The organism is Vibrio sp. 10N.261.52.A1 (genome assembly GCF_002876325.1).
Lineage (GTDB): Bacteria > Pseudomonadota > Gammaproteobacteria > Enterobacterales > Vibrionaceae > Vibrio > Vibrio chagasii.
The window spans coordinates 1-20,151 of the sequence record NZ_MCYD01000647.1 but is presented as its reverse complement, the minus strand read 5'-3'; the positions used below and the strand labels follow the sequence as shown (position 1 = coordinate 20,151).

11 protein-coding genes and 1 pseudogene are annotated in these 20,151 nt (G+C 45.0%); 2 read left to right on the top strand and 10 right to left on the bottom strand.

What is annotated here, in order from left to right; genetic code table 11:
* The 7 genes and pseudogenes from BCT81_RS29990 to BCT81_RS12085 form a co-directional block, all read right to left on the bottom strand.
* Window positions 1-134 (bottom strand): annotated as a pseudogene (locus BCT81_RS29990) (haloacid dehalogenase); the annotation flags it as partial.
* Window positions 135-194: 60 nt separating this feature from the next.
* On the bottom strand, window positions 195-824 hold the full coding sequence (locus BCT81_RS12110) for a LysE family transporter (protein ID WP_102424553.1): 630 nt from the start codon (window positions 822-824) through the stop codon (window positions 195-197).
* Between the two features lie 187 nt (window positions 825-1,011).
* Entirely contained in the window at window positions 1,012-1,500 is a 489-nt protein-coding gene (locus BCT81_RS12105) for a hypothetical protein (RefSeq protein WP_102424551.1), read from the bottom strand.
* A 63-nt stretch (window positions 1,501-1,563) separates the two neighbouring features.
* Complete coding sequence (locus BCT81_RS12100; protein WP_008222468.1) at window positions 1,564-1,815, bottom strand: TIGR03643 family protein; 252 nt, start codon at window positions 1,813-1,815, stop codon at window positions 1,564-1,566.
* Window positions 1,816-1,928: 113 nt separating this feature from the next.
* Window positions 1,929-2,450 (bottom strand): GNAT family protein, encoded by a 522-nt coding sequence (locus tag BCT81_RS12095; RefSeq protein ID WP_102424549.1) that lies wholly within the window; start codon window positions 2,448-2,450, stop codon window positions 1,929-1,931.
* A gap of 64 nt (window positions 2,451-2,514) precedes the next feature.
* Window positions 2,515-3,300, bottom strand: coding sequence for a hypothetical protein (locus tag BCT81_RS12090; protein WP_102424555.1), 786 nt, complete (start codon window positions 3,298-3,300; stop codon window positions 2,515-2,517).
* A gap of 106 nt (window positions 3,301-3,406) precedes the next feature.
* The gene (locus BCT81_RS12085; protein WP_102424548.1) at window positions 3,407-3,835 is read right to left on the bottom strand and encodes a hypothetical protein; all 429 of its coding nucleotides are present in this window, start codon (window positions 3,833-3,835) and stop codon (window positions 3,407-3,409) included.
* A 514-nt stretch (window positions 3,836-4,349) separates the two neighbouring features.
* Between BCT81_RS12085 and BCT81_RS12080 the strand changes: the two genes are divergently transcribed.
* Window positions 4,350-4,559, top strand: a complete 210-nt coding sequence (locus BCT81_RS12080) for a hypothetical protein (protein WP_102424546.1) — start codon at window positions 4,350-4,352, stop codon at window positions 4,557-4,559.
* A gap of 211 nt (window positions 4,560-4,770) precedes the next feature.
* Entirely contained in the window at window positions 4,771-5,190 is a 420-nt protein-coding gene (locus BCT81_RS12075; protein ID WP_102424544.1) for a BLUF domain-containing protein, read from the top strand.
* A gap of 84 nt (window positions 5,191-5,274) precedes the next feature.
* On the opposite strand, the gene BCT81_RS12070 is transcribed toward BCT81_RS12075, so the two are convergent.
* From BCT81_RS12070 to BCT81_RS12060, 3 genes are all read right to left on the bottom strand, one after another.
* Complete coding sequence (locus tag BCT81_RS12070; protein ID WP_102424542.1) at window positions 5,275-6,243, bottom strand: OmpA family protein; 969 nt, start codon at window positions 6,241-6,243, stop codon at window positions 5,275-5,277.
* 54 nt (window positions 6,244-6,297) lie between these two features.
* On the bottom strand, window positions 6,298-9,813 hold the full coding sequence (locus BCT81_RS12065) for a hypothetical protein (protein WP_102424540.1): 3,516 nt from the start codon (window positions 9,811-9,813) through the stop codon (window positions 6,298-6,300).
* 27 nt (window positions 9,814-9,840) lie between these two features.
* A partial coding sequence (locus BCT81_RS12060) for a DUF11 domain-containing protein (protein ID WP_102424538.1) occupies window positions 9,841-20,151 on the bottom strand: 10,311 nt, incomplete at its 5' end.

The following is a 20,151-nucleotide window of genomic DNA, read 5'->3' as shown; positions in this document are numbered from 1 at the left end:
TGGATATACTCACTCATGGTTTCAAAACGAACACCAACAGTCTTGCACCATTTTTTCCAAATATTGTCGATAACCACTTGGGTATCAACCAATGTTGCATCTACATCAAAAATAAACTTCTTACATTCAATCATGAACTCTAAAACCTATGAAAAACACTTTGATACAGTATTGATATGAGCAGATAACACACATTAAGACGCCATGACTTTAATACCAAACAGCATAAACAAGCCACCGGTTACATAATCCATGACACTTGAGATACGTGCATAAACACTTTTCGCAGCTCGATGTGAAAACGCTGTCGCCAGAAACATATGCCAGCATAAGGTAATACCAGACATAGTCAGCATAATGGCGATAGCCATCGGGATAGTAATATTTTCAGGCATAGAGACACTAAACAAACTCACGACAAAGAACCCCGTTTTAGGGTTTAAGATGCTAGTGATGAACGCAGACATAAAGACTTTTCTACTTGAAGGCAGCATCGCTTCGCTAGTATTCAAACCTTCATCTAGCTGTTTGGCTTTTCGTGTTGAAAGGATCTGGCGCATACCCAAATACAACAAATAACTGCCACCAACGATCTTCATCACGCTAAATAGTGCCGGGAAATGGGAGAACAAAATAACCAAGCCAGTGCATCCAAACAGTGACCATAGCAATATGGACGTACTGACACCAAAAGCAGAATATTTTGCTAGCTTTCGGTTGTAGTGCAGCGCTGTGTTGATCGTCAATAGTACATTCGCGCCGGGCGTTGCGACTGCTAGCATCCAAATCAACGCAACGTGAAGAAGAACCAATAAATATTCCATTCGTCTCTACTCAATTCAATCAAGCTTTAGTAATGATATCGCACGCATTCACGGTTTTACGTCGCTTGATTCACAAAGTTAATGCGCTTGAACGTGGTGTGATGAGTGTCTTTCAACTCAGCATTAGAGTCCACATTTAGAACTAAAAAATGCCAAGCCATAAGATTCAACCAATCAATTTAAGATCCTACTCTCGACACTTTACTAAGCCATAAAGTTCCAGTAGTTGCCTGCCATCACTAGGCATCCCTTCATAGGCACCAAACGCACTAGGGTAGTAGATAGGCAATGCTGTCATCACAAACTGAGCCAATGAAAAATAGACACCAAAATTAATGACGTAAGAAGCAATGTAAGGGAGTTGATTGCTATTAATAAAATACAACGATAGACACAGGAGTAATGAGGTAAGCGGCCCCATAACTAGAGACCATGCTTGTAAGGATTTACTGCCCTGTTTAGTTATTGAGGCAAAGCCAACATTCATTGAAAAGCTTGAAATTGACAGTGTGAGATTGCCAATTTGAACAACCTTGGCCTTTTCGCTATTCCCGAGGGCCACCTCGACTTTGTGACCCGCAATAAGCTGAGGGATTGCATGACCCAATTCATGCAATAAGGTGGCGATAGGCATCACAAACAAAAAGCCTATCGCTAATCCAATCAAACTATTCAATCTCAATCTCCCTATTTAGATCGATAGCCACTGATAGAAAGAGGTAAATGGTTGGTAGAAAACCTACTGCCGCTTATATTGTGTTGGACAATAACCTCTCGACACTTCAGAGCTACGAAGTTTTACATGTTTTGTCGCACGACCTGCAACGCGAGCACGCCACAACTTGAAGCTACCTGGCTTCATATGGCTACGCATAAAACGAATCACCTGTGATTCATTTAAACCAAATTGGTGTTCTATTGCCTCAAATGGCGTTCGGTCTTCCCACGCCATTTCAATAATTCTTGATTCACTCTCTTTAGATAATTTCATTGTCTACTCATCCTTTAAAATTTGAGTAGAAGTACGCTCACTCTCACTTTTTAGATCAGGGTGTTACCACTGAATCGATAAGGAATCATCAAACAAAAAACAGATATTTGTCGTTATCCTCTCTCCAGCCACTCGCTACGGAGCACTCCATATTTCAACGAGTCATAATACTCGCCTTGGTAATATCGCACCTTTCTCAGCCTCGCCTCTTGCTGGAAACCTAGCTTCAAAGCGAGAGACATCATGCGCGGGTTACCTGACCAAGTAGTTAGCCCCACACGCTCAATCTGTTTGTTTTCGAAGAGGTAAGTAATCCAGAGCGGAAGTGCTAATGCTGCGATCCCCTTCCCCCAATATTCAGAGTTATAAATGACCACGCCAGCTTCGAGCCAACGTGTCTCTTCGCATTCCCAGTAGCAACTCACGGTTCCAACAGGTACACCGTCGACAACCACTAGCTGTAGGTCATCGCCCTCGAGCAGCCGTTTAAACGAATGCGCTTCAAAGCTTTCTAATGAAGGATGAGAATACGAAAAATAAGGCCCATTAAACTTAGTCCACTCATCGTTTGAGATAACCAAAGCATAAATGGCAGCTAATTCGCTAGGCATTGCTGGTCTTATCGTTATGTCCATTCGCTTTCCTTGTCCTGTTTTCAAACGCCATCGTACTGTTTGACGATTCTCGGTATTAGCTCGACTAATTTTTGTTGGAGTCTATTAGCTTTAAATGAGTATTTGCGAACTCTCTAAGCACTCTCGCATTATTGTGATGCGCGTTATCTCCACATTGCTGTCCGTTAACTCTAATTTCAGGACTAGAGTAGACAGGAATAATATCACGCTCATAAGACATCACAGTGCCTCTCTCTGCACATGTAACACCGAATGAATATGCAGGCGCTTTCGGGTACCTGCCAGCGATAAAATGTTCGATACTCGCGTAACCTTTTAACACCGTTTTATAGTCATGGTTAGCGCCGCTCAAATGACCAATTTCATGTTCCATTGTCGAGTCTGGGCAATTTATAGCCAAAGAGAAAAAACGAGAGGCCTTAGATGCGACACCACAATATCGAGACTTGAAAGCAGAATGATAATTTGAAAACACAACACCTGTAAAAACAGGACGACCGTCCTCTGTGATTTCTTCAATTGGATCTTCCATCGATAATTTGAGTAGCCTCTCTGCCGCACTCACATTTTGAAACCAAAGGCTATCGATAGCAGATGTATAAGTAATTTGGGTTACCTTTCTCCTCATAGGAATACATGAGTTTTTCAAAACTAGGTTGGAGTAATTTTCCCATGTGGCAACTTTACTGGCGATAAACGCCTTCGAGTATTCCAACAACATAGACTCGTCAATGTAAAGATGAACCTCGGTGTTCAACACTTCACCTTCAACACAACCAGGGAACTCAATAATGTCAGCATTAGTGTAAAGACTGAAACCAAGAAAGATGACACCCAAGGCTACTGGCATTTGCTTCATATCGTTTTTAATAAGTCTTGCCTTTCCAAAAGTAAAAAGCTCGCCAATGATGACGAGCCTTGTTTAGGGGTGAACCATGCTAACTACGGGGTCGCAGTTAGCTTACAACTTGTTCTCGCAAATTCACTTCGACACTCTTTAAGATCTTAAACTCTTCACGAGTACAGCCTCGAGCTACAGATACCCAGTGATCACCAGTTTCGTCTGACCCTTTAAACTCTGCACGAAGCTCGTATTTTCGCCACGAAACAAAAGCCAAAATAAGGGTCAGAGCGAGCATAGGTAACCCAAACTGAGGTACGAACGCCCAAGTTGCTGCAGATAGCATCAAGGCCAATGAAATGACATTGATTGCGTTTTCTTTGATGCCCAGCTGTCGGATTTCTAGCTGTTTGATTTTACGTAAGCTGTAAACATCCTTCTTCACTCGAAGTTCATCAGAGCTCACTAGAAAGTCAGATGCTTTGTATGGTCTACGCAGCCTCAATAAATTCGCTAACCTATTGCGTGTTTGGTTCTTATTCATCGCCTTTCTCCATGTTATTAAAGGTTAGTAAAAACTAATATAATCATGAAGTTATCGGTGAACGCTTAATTTATAAATCAAGAGAATATAAAAAGCAAGGATATGAAATTAATAACATTTATAACAACACCAACAAAACATTCAAAATATGAATTAATAAATTTGAACTCTAGTTGCTGTTTGCACCGTGCGGAAGGTATTCATCAATTGATTCTTTCCGCTACTCATAATGAATGCTTCCATTAACCAACATGCTTCATCTGTACTTTGTAACCAGTTATTTCAATTCATTTTGAACAAGAGAGTAGTCTGCTTAGAGTTTGCTGAAGCCACATCACATAAAGTGCTCACTGACATAGAATTCATCCAAATAGAAGCACGCAGGTATCAGCAATTTGAATGGTTCAATCATTCATCTACTCATATCAGTGCAAGCTATTAATTAAGCAATTGATCTCATACTAGCAGAGCTGTATGGTTACTTTATACACACTGTTGCTTAATGGAGATGACGATGGACGAACTACTAACGCACGCTATGGAACAGAAACAACGCACGGTCGTAACAAGCTTATTTGCGAAAAATGGGTTTAAAATCGCCGCGACAGATTTTGATGATGTGACCTTTGAACGCGAAACCGTTTTGGTCAATGTTAGATTCGACGCATCTTCTAATGTTGAGTCAATTTCAGTGTCAAACCAAGGAATAAGAACAAGCGCGTAATTCAATAACAAGCAGGCAAAGATGTTCGACTATTGAAGATGGTAACCAAGTCTTACCCACAATAAAGCACAAACCTGAACTCGCCTCTCGTCTGCTTGTTGACCCCCTCCCCAAAAAACAAAGCAAATGACAAAACAATCAATAATTAGCAATCCTACGAGCTTGGCTTATATTTGTTAGTACCTTCGAACAAATAATCCAAGTGATAGCTATGTTCCTAACCCGGTTAATTTATGTCAGTACACTTTGTGAAAGTTGTGACGCTGAGGCTTTGAACGATATTCTCCAGATCTCGCACGACCGCAATAAACAAAGCCATTTAACAGGTCTTCTTAGCCACAACGACAAATATTTCCTCCAATGCATCGAAGGATCGAGAAGCGCCGTAAACCATACTTACAACCACATCCTAAATGACAAGCGCCATAAAAAGGTGATGATCCTGTATTTCAAAGAAATCGACTGTAGGCAATTTGGAGATTGGTCTATGGGAGATATTCCTCAATCAAGTTTGACCGAATTGGTGAATTTACAGTTTTCGACATCCAACCAATTCAATCCATATGAGATGTCTGGAGAAAGTGCCTATCAAATGCTTCTCGAGTTGAAGCAGAATTTGCCATCTGAATAGATTAGCGCTCCTTTTTGTCCAAATGGCACGCATCAAAAAGCCCCAACACATGGGGCTTTTTATCGTCATTTGAAAGGCTAGCTTTTAATCACTACCAAGCTTCTGTTCGCTTTCACTACGAAGAAACTCTTGCTCACTACCCGACAGTGTTTGTTGTTCAGCCGTAATATCCGATTCTTTAAACACGATAAACGCTCGGCGGTTCAACGCATCGGCTTTATCTGAACGCTCGTTTATCGCTGGCTGCAATTTGCCAAATGACTTCACTTCCCAGATAAACTGTTTAGGGTCGAGTTTGGTTTTGAGGTACTTCACCACGCTTTCTGCGCGGCGCTCCGCTAACTTCTCGTTGTAAGAGACCGAACCGGCTTGGTCAGTATGCCCTGCCACCATGATGTTGCCTTGTAAGCCACTCAATTGAGATGCAAAGTCATCTAACTGAGTTAAGTCCTCTGGTTTTAGCACTGACTTATCAAAATCAAAGTGTGGTGTGATCGCCATGTACACCTTACGCTCAGGTTTTGGAGGCTCACAGAAAGGCATCTCCTCGTACTTCTGCGCTTCTTCAAACACGATAAACGCACGGCGGTTCTCCGCTCGGTCTTTATCGGTTTTACCCAACAACAGAGGCTGAGTTTCACCAAGATGCTTTACTTCCCAATCGTAATTCTTAGGATCCAAATGCGTCTGAAGATAATCCGCCACTGACTTAGCGCGTCGCTGTGAAAGGCGCTCATTGTATTCCTGAGAACCTTTGTAATCGGTGTGCCCGACAATCGTGATACGCCCTTTTAAGCCTCTGATCTCTTGAACGAAGCTATCTAGGTTGATCTTGTCGAGGTCACGTAGCTTGTACTTATCAAAAGCAAAGTGCTCTGCAATCGCAATGTGCACTTCACGTTCAGGTGCTAAACATTCGCTAATCAAAAACTTAGACACGTCTAAGCCTGCAAACTTATCGCGATTTTCCTGACTCACATAGGTGTCGGTTGCACAGCCTGCAAGCAATAAAGCACTCAGTACACTGCTGACTAGACCAATTGTTATTTTCATCTTACTTTTTGTTTTCAATTTTTAAGTCTCTACTCTCACCCTCTTTGGGCTGGCTTAAATCTTACCGACTAAGTTAATGAACACGCCTGATGCGTCGTAATCATCATCGTTGGTTAAGTCGCTATCAAACGCAGAGAAGTTATAGCCAATGCCCATTTTTAGGTTCTCACCAATGTGCTTATTCACAGAGACCAACGCGCCGTGCTCTAACTCATCATTGAGTGTGTCTGTTTTCCAGTGATACTCACCCGTCACATCCCACTCTTTCATCACACGGTAAGAAGCACTAAGCGCGTATAAATCGATGTCGCTTTTAACGATCTCATTCGCGCCAGAAGCACGTTCAAAAGCTTGTTTTTTATCTTTGTGCGCATACTTAGTCCCGACATCCCAATGCTGATCAATTGAGTAGATCGCTTCCACCTCAATGATTTGGCTGGTTTCATCTTGATAATCCACATCGCGATCCAGTTGATCGAAGTCCGCAATGTAGGTGTAACGGCTAAGTAGGTTCAATCGATCGTTATAGATCGGACGATACGCTAGACCGCCTGTCGCTTCGGTAAATTGCGCCATGGTTTCGCCGGTGGTTTCACTCTCTGTGATTGAGTAGTTGTACTTACCAAAAAGCGTGTACTCTTCCGTTAATTGGTGCGTGTAACGGTTAGTCGTCACGATTTGTTGTAGCTCACGTTGTGCGATTTCTGGGTCGTCTTCACTCTTATCCACTCGGTATTCGAATTTGTGGTTTAGGGTGATGTCATCTAGATCTATCGAGGCATTGAAACTGATAGACTCACGCTCTGTTGTGATGTTCTGGTCGTCTTCGATTTCACCCAGTTGATAACCTATACCCATCTCGACATCTTCCGTCACGTCGTAACCAAAGCCATAGGAATCAATTCGACCATGGCCATCGTTTTCATCGACGAATTGGTTCTCTTGGTAGAAATCGACACTGCTAGTGAGGTCTGCTCGTTGCCCGACAATCACGTTATTTTGGCCTTCGTAGTTATCGTCAACATAAGTAAGGTACGTAGAGTGGTCATCCGACACATCGTAAGTCACGGTCGCTTCAGCAACTTGGCCGCGGTCTCCATCGGTGTATTCACCACCCAATGACAGATCTTCCAGTACTTGGAATTCCGCACCAATCGATGCGCTATCGTTCTCGTCATAGTCAACCGACTGCGCGACTGTGGTTTGGCCTTTGACGTAGACGCTGTTATCGCTGTCCCACATGTACTCCAATCTCACGCCGGCTAAGGTCGCATCACTTTGCTCATCGTTTTGGTTAAGCTCTTCGGTTTGTTGCCCGGCCGCTGAAACCTTGATGTGCTGAGTGATTTTTACTTGAGTTTCGATCTCAATCGTTTCTGTATCTGTTTCAAGATTACCGTCAACATCACGCTCTTCGTTAGTTGAAAAACGGGAAAGTACCGCTAAACGATCGGTCGCTTGCAAACGAAGTTCAGCGCCATAGGCTTCTTGCTCTAGGTCATCGCTGCTGCTCGCGTAGCTGTATCCTGCATCTTTGTCTCGATACCAAAGCCTTAAGTCATTACCCACTGCACCAAAGATAGTTGGTGCAAGGTCATAGAGGCTCGTCACTGCGGTAATTTGAACGCTGTCACCCTCACGATCTTCTAGGGTATCGCCGATAGGTGTGAAGGTTAAACCACCGTCTGTAGAGACGAAGTTAGATTCAGTTTGCGTACCTTCACTGCGCGCGAACTCAGCCTTAATGTAAGTCCCCTCTGTCGCACGCAATGTTAAATCGGTGCCGTAAGACTCGTAATCTTGGTTATCTTTTTCTTGCGTTGCGTAAGTGACACCTACACCGATATGATCGTTAACCCAACCTTTTGCTCGTCCACCATACGACATGGCATCGAGTGAATCAGATCCTTGTAGGACGTATTCATAATCAACAACCAGATAGTTTTCATAGTCGTCACCATTTTCGATAACACTGCCAAAACTACCGGATAAGATATTATCAAGAGGTTTAGTCAGGATGATGCGACCTTGATACGGGTCGAAGTCATAGTCGACACCCGGCTCAAGTGGAATTTCGTTTTGTACTAGGCCAGATTCATCTTTTACTTTTACGTAAACCTTGTCACTTCCTGGTACCGCTTCACCGTGGCGAAGGAAATACAGAGAGCCGCCTGTACCTAAGAACTCATCGTGTGCATACAAGGAGTCAGCTTCTGCCGTAAAGCCGACCACGTTCAAGCGGTCTTCACCATATTGCGTGGTATCGCGAGTACGGTAATCGGCTTTAAAACCATAGAGGCTACGGTTGTAATCGTTATTCTCAGTGCCGGTTAATCCTGTGTTGTAGTTACCCCACAAGTATTGCGATTTGTCGTACTCAACATTGAGGTAAACCTTACCCTTGGTGTTGACTACTTTTTCAATGTTTGAGCTATCGCCATAGTTGCCATAATACAGCTCATCGTCGTCTTCGAGGATATCGAACACATCCGAGTCGTCTGATGCGAATGGATGTTTGAACATATCCTTTATCTCACTTTCTCGAGTATCAAAGTGAGTGGTCACACGAAGCTTGTCGCCAAATTTGCCCTGACCAAAGTACGCCAAACGCCCTTGGTTATAGATGTCATCTTGATATTGGTCATCGACGCTCAGCGCACTGTTATTACCAGAAACGTTGTTCTTCCCAACATAGAGATCAGCCAAACCCGTTTGAGCGTAGTACGTATCTGGAATACGGACGTATAGCTTATAACGACGCTCATCGCCGTTATCAAATACAACCTTAGTTGGGAAAATGTAAGAGTCTGTCGGTAGATACTGTTCTGCGTATAAGTTGCCATCTTCGACGTCAAATTCATCTTCACCGATGATGACCTTATCAACGCCTTTCAAACCGGTACCAATGAACTTAGCTAAACCAGCATTGGTCGGGATGTTATGACGCATTAACTTGGCTTGACCGTAGCTTTTGTCTTTACTCTCTTCATCGTCGTTATCGTTACGGTCGATATCCACTTCAGAGTCAGGTTTCACCAAATCAGTTACACCAACCGTGGTCACGTCCATGTTGCCATCTTTGTCCCACGCTTTTAGACGGAACATCAGTTGCTCACCGACCTCAAACTGGTAGTCGACATCGGTTTGACCATCCCAATTAATGTCTGAGTCGTTTGCCAATTTATCGCCATCAAGCACAGCGATTGGCTCAGATAAACCAAAATCGCCCACACGGTACACCTCTAACTGGTACTTTTTGATGTAGTAACCATAGTTGGTGGTAATGGTGAAACCGACGCTGTCACGCAATGTGCCTTGTTCCACTTCTAAATCATCGCTGACGCTAACATCCAATACGGGGTCAAAACGAGTGATGTCGCGGCTTGCCCAAATAGCGCCTTGTTCAAGGTAAATACGTGAGCTGTCTTGCGCTTGGTTCGGCTTGGTAATTTCAATGCCCGTTGTCTCAGAACCAAGCTTTTCAAGCTTACCTGTGTCTTTGGCCAGTGCCATTGCAGGGATCGCAGCCAACACACACGTGGCTACACGGGACTTACTAAATACTTTCATACAATTTCCAGATACGGTTCCAATGGCCTACTGCTGTTCACTTTCTTGAGCTTTGCGATGCACGCTAAAGTTGAACTTGGTGAGCTTGTTCGGGGTAATTCGCAACACTTTCGGGTTTTCGCTCACCACTTCCATAGAGGTGGATAGCGAGTCAGTGTCCAACTTCACGAGGAAGTTCTTACCTTTCTTATTGAGTACCCATTGGTCGGGCACGTGGTAACGACCGTACTGGTCTGTGTAAATAACGATTCCCTCAACCGTCATCAACTTAACGCCCGGAATACCATCTTCGTAAATGCCTTTGTTCTCGATAACGATTTCCCACAGGTAATCCTCGCCATCGCGATACAGGTTTCTGGTTACATTGAGGTTTTCCGCGCTCAGTCCCTTTTTCTTATCCGATTCATGCTTAAATTGAATCTGACCTTGCGCATCAAACTCGATACGGGATCCCGCATCGGTCGTGACATAGAAATCAAAGCTCTGCTGGGTGCGAGTCTTGAATTGAATCACCACTTTGCTGGTTTCTGGCAGCGTTCGATTTACTGAGTGCCCCCAAAGCTCACCCAGCTCCAAACCTTGCTCAAGCGCTGTGGTTATTGCGCCATCTTTAACAGCAATATCTTGTCCATCCCGAATGATATGTGTTGAATCGGCGATATAGCCTTGTGTTGCTAAGTTCGCGGTTAACTCCACATCAAAGGCTGTGGCATCGGCTTGGAATCCATCTTTGTTGTGATCTTCAAACACCTTGCCGATGATCGAAGAAGTATCGAATACCTTGTCAGGTTCAACCGCCACTTTGGCAGTGTCTTCATTGGATACCACCGAGCCATCCACTTTCGCGACAGCTGTGTTGATGTAATCACCAAAAGTGGCACCGACCGATACTCGCAATAAGTAACGAATGCGCAGCTTCTCGCCCGGTTCAAAATTCAACGAGGTGAACATGAGCTTGCCAGTGTCTGACGGCTCTTGAGTGATCACTTGGTCATCTTGTGTACCAAACTCACCATCAATACCACTCAACACGATTTCTGAAGTATCCACGATGTATTTCAGGCCACCTGGGTAACGGTCCTCTACAGTCACGTTCTTGAAGTACGATTCATTGTTGTTTTCAACGATGATCTCGTATTCAACCGCATCGCCGACTTGCGCCGTGTATTGTAACGCAGATTTCGTTAGCTCAAGTACGCCAGAGTTATCTGGAATTTTCTTAATGTGATTAGTGACGCTGTCGCTGGTTTCGGTACCGTCCAATTCCGTCGCGGTGAAGGTGTTGGTGATGTCATCATCCAAGCCTTTGCCTAGCGTACCCACCACTTCAAATGCGAAGGCGTTACGCTTTTGAGACTTAAGGTTAACGGTCGTATCTAAGTCTGTACTTGATGGGAAGCTATGACGCTGAATCACTGCGCCCGTTTCATCAACTTCTACCCCTTCAATGGTCCAGTCGGTAAACACTTCGTTGCCAGCGCTGTTCTTCAATTCACTGATTTCATCCGTTAGACGAACGTTCGCAGCATTACCCAATCCGTTATTAGTGACCGCTAAGTGGTAAATAACACTGTCATCATCTTCGGTGTATTCAGGTTTATCAGAACGCTTTTCAACAACCAGGTCAGCACCGACTGGAGGTAGATTCAAAGCTGAGACTTGATTACCCGTTATCTGTTTAGATGCATCAGATTCCTTGGTGTTTTTCGAACGAGTATGTGCCGTTGAACTACCTGTTAAATCGAGGTAATAGCCAAAAACATCGATGTTGGTCAGCATGTCTTCGTTAACCGTCAAGATGAAGGTGTAATCAATCTTGCCACCCGGTGCGATGTCAACGACCGTAGCCAAATCTCTATCAACGTCAAAGGTACCCGGTTGCGTCTCTGCTCCTTCCCATGTCGCACTAAGCGTTCCTTCATCAAAGGAATTACTGTGTGAGCCATCAATATGGTCTCCCATTGATTCAGCAAACTGGGTATAGAGCGCGACATCTTTCGCGATACCACGACCAATGTTTTGCACCACTAAGTGATACTCAACCTGCTCGCCGGGGACGTAATAAGGTGCGTCGGTAAAGAGCTCTGCTTGAACAACAGCCGCGACAGTATGAACTGGAGGGCTGACCACATCACCATCATCCACTTGTGCGGTGTTGACGATACGTCCCGTTGCCGTATCAACCACTGTACCTTTTGAACGGAAAACGACCGTACCGTGTGGCGCGATATCAACACTGTATTCTGTTGGGCTAATTTGTTCGGCGGTTGTCCCTACTGTGGTTGATTCCACTACCATAGAAGTTGTGCCAGAAACAAAGGCTGGGCCTGTTGTATCGTCGTAATACTCAACTTCAATCGTACTCATGTCGTCGACAACACTGAGATCATTGATGTTGTTGTTTGAGGTATTCTGAATAGTGATCAGGAACTCTAATTCCCCACCCGGTACATATTCCGTCTGCACATTGGTTTTAGTGGCAACAAACTCAGAATCTTTCGGTGTCATTACTACCGTAGAATCTTGTTGAGTACCGTTATAAGTGATGGTCGCCGTATTACTAATATCACCAACAGCAGTTGTACGAATCAATGCTTCAACATGGAACGTCACGGTGCTTTGTGGCGCGATATCCATGTTGGCGTCGATGTCTTCGCTCAACTCAAAGTTCTCTGGGTTCACCACTGTGCGGTCATCACTCGCTTCAAAGCTGACTTCCCACATTAGGAATGCAGACTCTTTTGTCTCAGTCGTCGTGTCGACTTCAATACCGCTGATAATGTCTTGCAGCTGAACACCAGAGGCAAAAGCATCTGAACTGTTGGTCACCGTAATTTCGTAATGGCTTAACTTTGTCACTTCATATGTAGGCGTATCGACTGTTTTTTCGATAGAAAGCGTTGCTAGTACAGGTGTACTCGTCGCAGTGTCGTCAAAAGTCATGCCGTCGAAGGAGGCTGATGCCAAGTTCGTGATATCACCCGTTGCAAGTGCGTTGGTTGTCGCCTGAATCGTGAATACAACGCTGTCTTGAGGAGCAATATCTAACGTTTCGTTAAGATCTTCGCCACTCGTTGGAGCGGGCACTGGCGTCTCACCCGTTGCTGAGGCTGCCGAGATTTGGATTGAAGCAGGCTCAAAGGCTTGCAACATCTCACCACCAGCAATTGTGGTTTCAACAGACTGCAGCGCATCCTCAATGGCAACATCTTCTGCCCAGCCTAATCCGTTGTTTGTCACGGTCACTGTATATTGCAGAGTTTCTCCCGGAAGGTACTCCGCCTTATCAACCTCTTTTGTAATTTCGATTTGCGCATCTTCAGGAATGGAAGTCGCGTCTGAGGTGTATTCACCATCATCACCTTCAACTGTAACCACATTGGTGATCTCACCTTTGGCTTTGTCGTTTACGGTATTTGTCACAACAAATGAGTAGCTGTCACCAGGGTGAATGCTGTAAGTCGCGCGGTAACCTTGAACAGTATTGGACACATCTTTACGAGCGTTCAGTGCTGGGTCGCCACTTCCATCAAGTTGTTCATCACTGATGATCCAGCTGCCAGTCAGTGCTTGCTCTTGATCTGGGCTATTCGCGACTTCTGTCATGATGGTATCGATGCGATCCGTCAGGATCTGATCCACAAGATAGCCTTCCCCTGTATTCGCAACGGTGATCTTGTACGAGATAGGTTGGCCCGGTTGGTACTTAGCATCAGGTTCAGCTATCGGAGTCGCTTCTTTGGTTAGCACCAAGTTACCCGATTTTGGAGTAATGTACCCCTCTCTTAGACGAATCATCTTTGAGTCGTCTAAACCATGTCGCAAATAAGCGGTATTGGTAAAACGACCTATTGCGTCATCACGAACCTTTCCTTCGATATGAATACGGACAAGCGTATGCTGATCACCGCCACCAGTGCCTGTGTCATCACGCCCTGAAATCTTGAGAGATTCGGCTGGCAGATTAATATCTGGGCTGTTTTGCCCTACTAATTTATCTAGCTCTGAGAAGTCATTCACATTTGGATCTAGAGGAGCAGAGTTAGCAAGAACCTCATAATCAACCATCCACTGTGTGAGTGCCGTTTGCATCGAACCATCGACAGTTTCGACTTCAAAGCCACTGATCATGTCACGGATTGAGAACAAGCCAGTGTCTACATCATCATTGGTAATATCGATGTAGTAATTAATCGTGCCGCCCGGTATGTACTCTGGTGTGTCGGTCCACTTATCAACGAGAATGTTGGAGCGACCTGGGTTCAAGACAATGTCGTTAGTGTCATCGCCATTAACCTGCGCCGTATTGGTGATAGTGCCAGTTGCTGATGTTGAGACCTTACCTTTCACATCAAAAACTATACGCTCACTAGGACGAAGGTCGACCGTCGCATCTAGCGGGACACTTCCGTTGTAATCACCCTGTACGTCATATGAACCCGCTGGTTCCTCCGCAATCGCAGTAGACCACTCAGAGAATGCATCATCACCATCTTCCGTTTTAATGGCATGAATGGCATCAATAACACTCACATCATTGGCGATACTGTCACCCGTATTAGCAAGCGTTACTTGATACTCGACGTCTCCACGCGGCGCGTAGTTACAGCCCTTTCCATCACTCGAAGGCACGGTACAGCCAACAGATTCACCATCGGTATAAACTAAGGTTTTGAAGTAATCGAGCTCAACCGCTCGTGGCGGGATCTTTTCAGATGTAGCAGATTCGCCGTCTGCCGTTACTCGGTTAGCACTGATGGTGCCCAATGCGTCATCACGTATCACGCCGGTTGCTTTAAACGTCAGCACTTCACCTGCGGCGATATCTGCTTCGATGTTTAGATTGTGGTTTGCGTTGTAGTCCGGAACATAAGTATCAGCGTTAGCATCAATACCATTGCTTACTTCATGAGATATTTCGCTCGAAACAAACGCCGATTCTACGTCCCCGCCAATAACTTCGACTTGAACGTTGCTCATCACATCTTTGATATGCACATCATTAGCCCAACCATTTTCTGGGTTAGCCACGACAAATTCATACTCGACTTGGTCTCCTGGCAGGTAAGTGTCGCCATCAGAGAACGCTTTACCATTCACCGATACCACACGTTTAGAAACACTAATCTTGTTTTCAAGCGGTAGTAGATTCGCACTTCGAACACCGCCGTCGTAACTCGCTGTGTTGAGGATTTCACCTAATGCATCCTCGCGGATGACACCATGAATGATAAAAGTCAGGCTTTCTTGAGGTGCGATAACAATGTCGTTATCAATATCGACATCGTTGCCGGAAACAAAGTCAACCGCATCCGTAATAGAGCCAGCCGCTGCAGTTTTCTCTAGGTCCACTTCCCAACCAGACAAAAATGGCTGCCCGACAGGATCACTACCTGTTGATGAGGCATCTTCTGCAATACGTGTCTCAATCGCCGAAATGGTATCTTCTAGGCGAGAGCCATACTCAGTGCCGTTGCCTGTATTTTTAATCTGAACGCGGTAGTAAACCTCACTTTCACCAGGCGCTTGGGAGTAATGTTCTTTCTTACTCGATAGGCCAGAATCGGAGAACACTTGCTTGCTGAATGCAATTTCGGGTTCTGACATTGACGCTGGCGGAGAAACGGCAATAAATTCATTTCCGTTGTCTTCGCCCATGTAAGCTCTGTTAGTAAACGAGCCGACGGCTTTAGGACTAATCTTGGCTTTAATGACATAACGTACGAACGCGAGTGATCCTGAGCGACCAAAGTTATCCGCCGAGATATCAAAATGTGTATCAATTGGCTGGTTATCTCGAATCGAGTTATCGACATCAGGGTTTGAGATTCCAGAACCGTCTGAGAAGGTTTCAATTGTCCAACTATCAAAGGCTGGGCCACGAGAACCATCAAAGTACTGTGTGTTAATTTGGTCGATGTCGTCACGTAAGCTCATATCATCAACGTGAGCGCTAGAAACGTTCTCGATTAAGATTTCGTACTCAACATATCCCCCAGGCATATAACTTGTCGCCCCTGGCATTGGGTTATCATCAGCATCGTAGTAAGCGAGGATGTTCTTCTCAAAATCGACTTTGCGCGCTTCTTGTTGGATGTTGTGAGAAATCGTATCGCCATCGACAGTCAACACATTCACGATTCCGCCATTCGCTTTGTCGTTGATGGTCGCAACCACTCGATACTCAAGTGTCGCTCCCATCGGAATATCCGCTTGAAGATTGAGATTACTGTCCTTTGAGGTATAGACATTACCCGCGCCCGCACCAGCATCTACGTAATCGGAATCGGTACCAGAAGCAATGGATGTAATGGTCCAGCTTGAATACGCAGGCCCGGTCGAGCCATCAACGAGATCAACGGTGATGTCTTTTAGGTTGTCGACGATTGGGATGTCGTGAGCGTTACCTTTACCATCGTTCTCAACCACTAAATGATAAGTCACCGTTTTACCTGGTTCATAAACCACTTCATCGGTTGTTTTATCAAAATCCAAGTGGTAATCATCGGGCAGCACTACGGTATCTCGGTAGTGAATATCACCCGTTGCATCAGGTCTAACGATACCCGTAACGGTGTAAGTCACGTCTTCCCCTGCGTCGATATCAATGGACGTCACGATATCAGTATCGTTCTTAACATCACCGTCGTTTGTGCCATCAGTTGTTCCCGCATTTGCAGGGTCGCTCTTCGCAACGGCAACCGTAAACTTATTCGTACCCGCCGCATCATCGAAGAACGGATTACCAAACGTACCGTCTTGAAGTTCAACCGAGATACCATTAATCAGTTCATTGACGTCAACATTATTGCGGTAGCCATGGCCATCCTGGGAGTTGTACTTGATGGTATAAGTCAGCTCATCACCCGGTGAGTATCGATTAATATTGGTTGAGCGAACCACGCCACCACTGTTGTGAACTTGGTGGTTTTCAGCCACTGCACGTTTCGCATACTCACAGTCATTGGTACATCCAACATCACTGCTGTGGATCAGCACCGCTTCATTGCGGATGATTCCAGCGTCTCTATCAGCAACACCACTGGACACCGCATTATCTTTAACTCGCGCTTTGATACGCACTGTCACGAAGTCTTTAGCAGGAATAGAAATCGGTAATTCGACATCTTTGGTCGTTGGCGAGCCAAATCCCGAACCAGTATCAACCGACCAATACTCAAACGGATTTTGAGCGAGAGAATCTTCGGCTTCACCATCTTTATCGTTAGCCAATGTTGTGGTGATATCGTTCAGTCGATCCATAAAAATAAGATCGGTTTCTTCGGTATCACTATTGTTGCCAATAACAATGGTATAAGTGAGATCTTCACCCGGTGTGTAACGAACTACGTCCGTCGTTTTGGCCAGTGAAACGTTGATGTCATAGGCGCTGTTCGAGTTATCTATTTGTGTAGAAGAGCTGTGCTCACGGTCTGTGATCGGGTCATAAACATCAACACGGTTTGATACTTGGTCTTCTTCATAATCAGACCTAACCACACCACTTACCTCATAGTGCACCCAGCCACCAGGAGTGATATCTACGTTAGTATCAATATCAGCATTGTCAGAGATATCACCGTAACGCGATCCCGGTTTGTCTGTATTGGTTGTTCCGACAATCGTCCAGCTATCAAAAAAGTTAAGCGCTGAAATACTATCTTTTACCTGTGCATCATTAGCGTAACCAACGCCTCGGTTGTAGACGTAGATATCAAACGACGTTCGCTCGCCGCCCACAAAATCTGCGCTTTGAGCGGTTTTATCAACCACAAGATTTGGCTCACTTGGGTGAGTACGAACAGTATCCGATAGGTTAGTATCTGGACCCGTTACCTTGGCTGTATTGCTGAACGATCCCCATAGGATTTCAGTGTCATCACTTCGGTCAAGCTGTCCAACAATGGTGTAGGTGATAGAAGCGCCGGGAGGGATTTGTGCCGTAGCATTAAGGTCATTATTATCCGAAAAGTCACCGGGATCGGTTACGGCGAGCACCCAAGGAGATGCCGCCTCTTTTTGAGCGCTGATCGTCCAAGATGAAAATACCGGTTTGGTTTCACCCGGCTCATGAAGAAGCTCAGCCTCTATCGTGCTGATTTCATCTTTAACGTTAATATTAGATGCAAAACCATTCCCTTTTGGGTTGCTCACCTTAATCGTATAGGTGATTTCGGTCGTCGTGTCGGTATAGGCATTTTGTTCATTATGCCCATCTACACGCTTGTCTAGAGTGAGGTAATAATCACGTGGATAAGCTCCTCTATCAGAGTAAAGCACGCTGTCGACCGTCACTTCATTTCGAATCTCATCATCGGCAATTGGGTTTACAACCGCCGCAATGCTATAAATAATCTTATCGTGAGGGGCTAACTTAGCCTTCTCATCTAAGATCACTTTATTATTTTGATTGCCTTCAATTTGACCAGTAAAGCCAGGTTCACTGTTTGTCGAGATAGACCCATCAGAAGCGTAAGATTTCGCAGTAATCACCCAGCTCAAATACGCTTTAATCGGCGTATCGTTAATAGACTGAGTCATGATAGAGACTAAATCATCATAAACCGGCACATCAATCGCGTAGCCGTCACCATTGTTCTCTACCGTGATGTCATAATTTAGTGTGCCACCAGCTGAGTAGTAACGAGAATCCACTTCCTTTTGGACTTTTAATTTCGAGTTTGGCATTTGGACACCAGAGCCAGACTCGCTTAGATTATCGCCCAAACACAAGCCTGCATCCGGACCATCATCAACAATTTGACCCACGCTGGTGTCAGCCACTCTTGCAGTCAATTTGTAGTGAACGACACCTTCCGGCGCGAGATCGAGTTTTAAATTGATGTCGTCAGTCGTCCACGCACCATAGTTAAACGAACCATAATTCGTGCCGTCACCACTACGATCACTCACCTCTAATTTCCATTCAGAAAATGCTGAACCCAGGCTGCCATCCGTTTGCTTTGTCACGATACAAGCAAATTTATCGACAACTTCAATATCGTTTGCGAAGAACTCAGAATCCTTGTTCGAAACAACAATGTCGTAAACCACTTCATTCTGACCAGATACTCCTGGCACATACGTAGTGTCAGTCGTTTTCTTGTTACGAGTAATTTGGCTCGATGAAGAGTGGATGACTTCTTTAGTGTCTAAAGGATTTGTTAACAAGTCACCAGAATCTGCCGTGCCATCTGCATCCACTATCCGAGCAACAACTTCAGGAATGACACCAATGGAAACTGGACTTACATCAACCTCCACTGAGTAAAGGATTTGCTCACCTGGATAAATTGAGACGACATCATCCAACGATTTATTAGATTCAACGCCACTATCCGCTAATTCAGAGCGGCTGTTGGGACCAAGAGTAATAACTTGGTTGGTCCAAGACTCATACGGGTTGCCAGTTGTGTCATCAGCGTTCTTGTCGGTCCCTATGTCGTTACCTAAGTCGGTCTTAAGATCTTCCAAAAGCTGCTGAACAGAATAGTGATAAGCAATCCCGGAGTCTTCTTGGTTGGTTACCTTGACCGTGTAAGAAAACTTGTCATCAACCAAGTAACTGTCTGATTGGTTTAAGGTATGGATAAGAGAGACGTTTGGCGCAGTGGGCGGCGTGGTTAGCACATCAGCAGAAACCAAAGCATCACGAGTTTCAGCTGTCACATCACCATTAACAATATCGCCGACTAAATTGTCGGCAACAGTAGCTTCGATGGTGTAAGTAATCGATCCGCCGATATCTATCGAGGCATCACTGACAACTAAATTCCCCGATGAGCTAAATGTCCCGGCGTCACTTTCGTCCCCTTCAGCAGAAGCCGAATTCACGTTGGCAGTAAAAGCCGGTTCAAGTGCACCTTCGATATTCAGCGCCTTTATGTCAGCAATAGCATCTTGAACGTCAATCGCTTTAATAACAGTGTCACCGGTATTCGATACCTTGATGGTATAGGTCAGCTCATCATTCAGTTGGTAGTGAGTCTTATCAACTGATACCGTAATGTCGTGTTCATATAGGCCTCGTTGAATGGATTCTGTATTTGAGTCCACCGAATCCAACAGCCCAGAAATCGCCGTCGCGAAGTTATCAATCGTTCCTGCTGCCTCATCAGAAACCATTGCAGACATTGTGTAGGTCACCGAACCACCTGCGGCCACACGCACGTCAGTTGCTTCTAGGTTTCCAAAACGATTAAACGTGCCCGCTGATGAAAGCACCGTCGAATGCGCTTGGATCGTAGCCTGAGTAAACGCGTTTACACTCTTGCCTTGGTCATCTGTCGTCAGAATATTGAGTAGCTCATCTTTAACGTCAAAGCCATTAATGGCTTT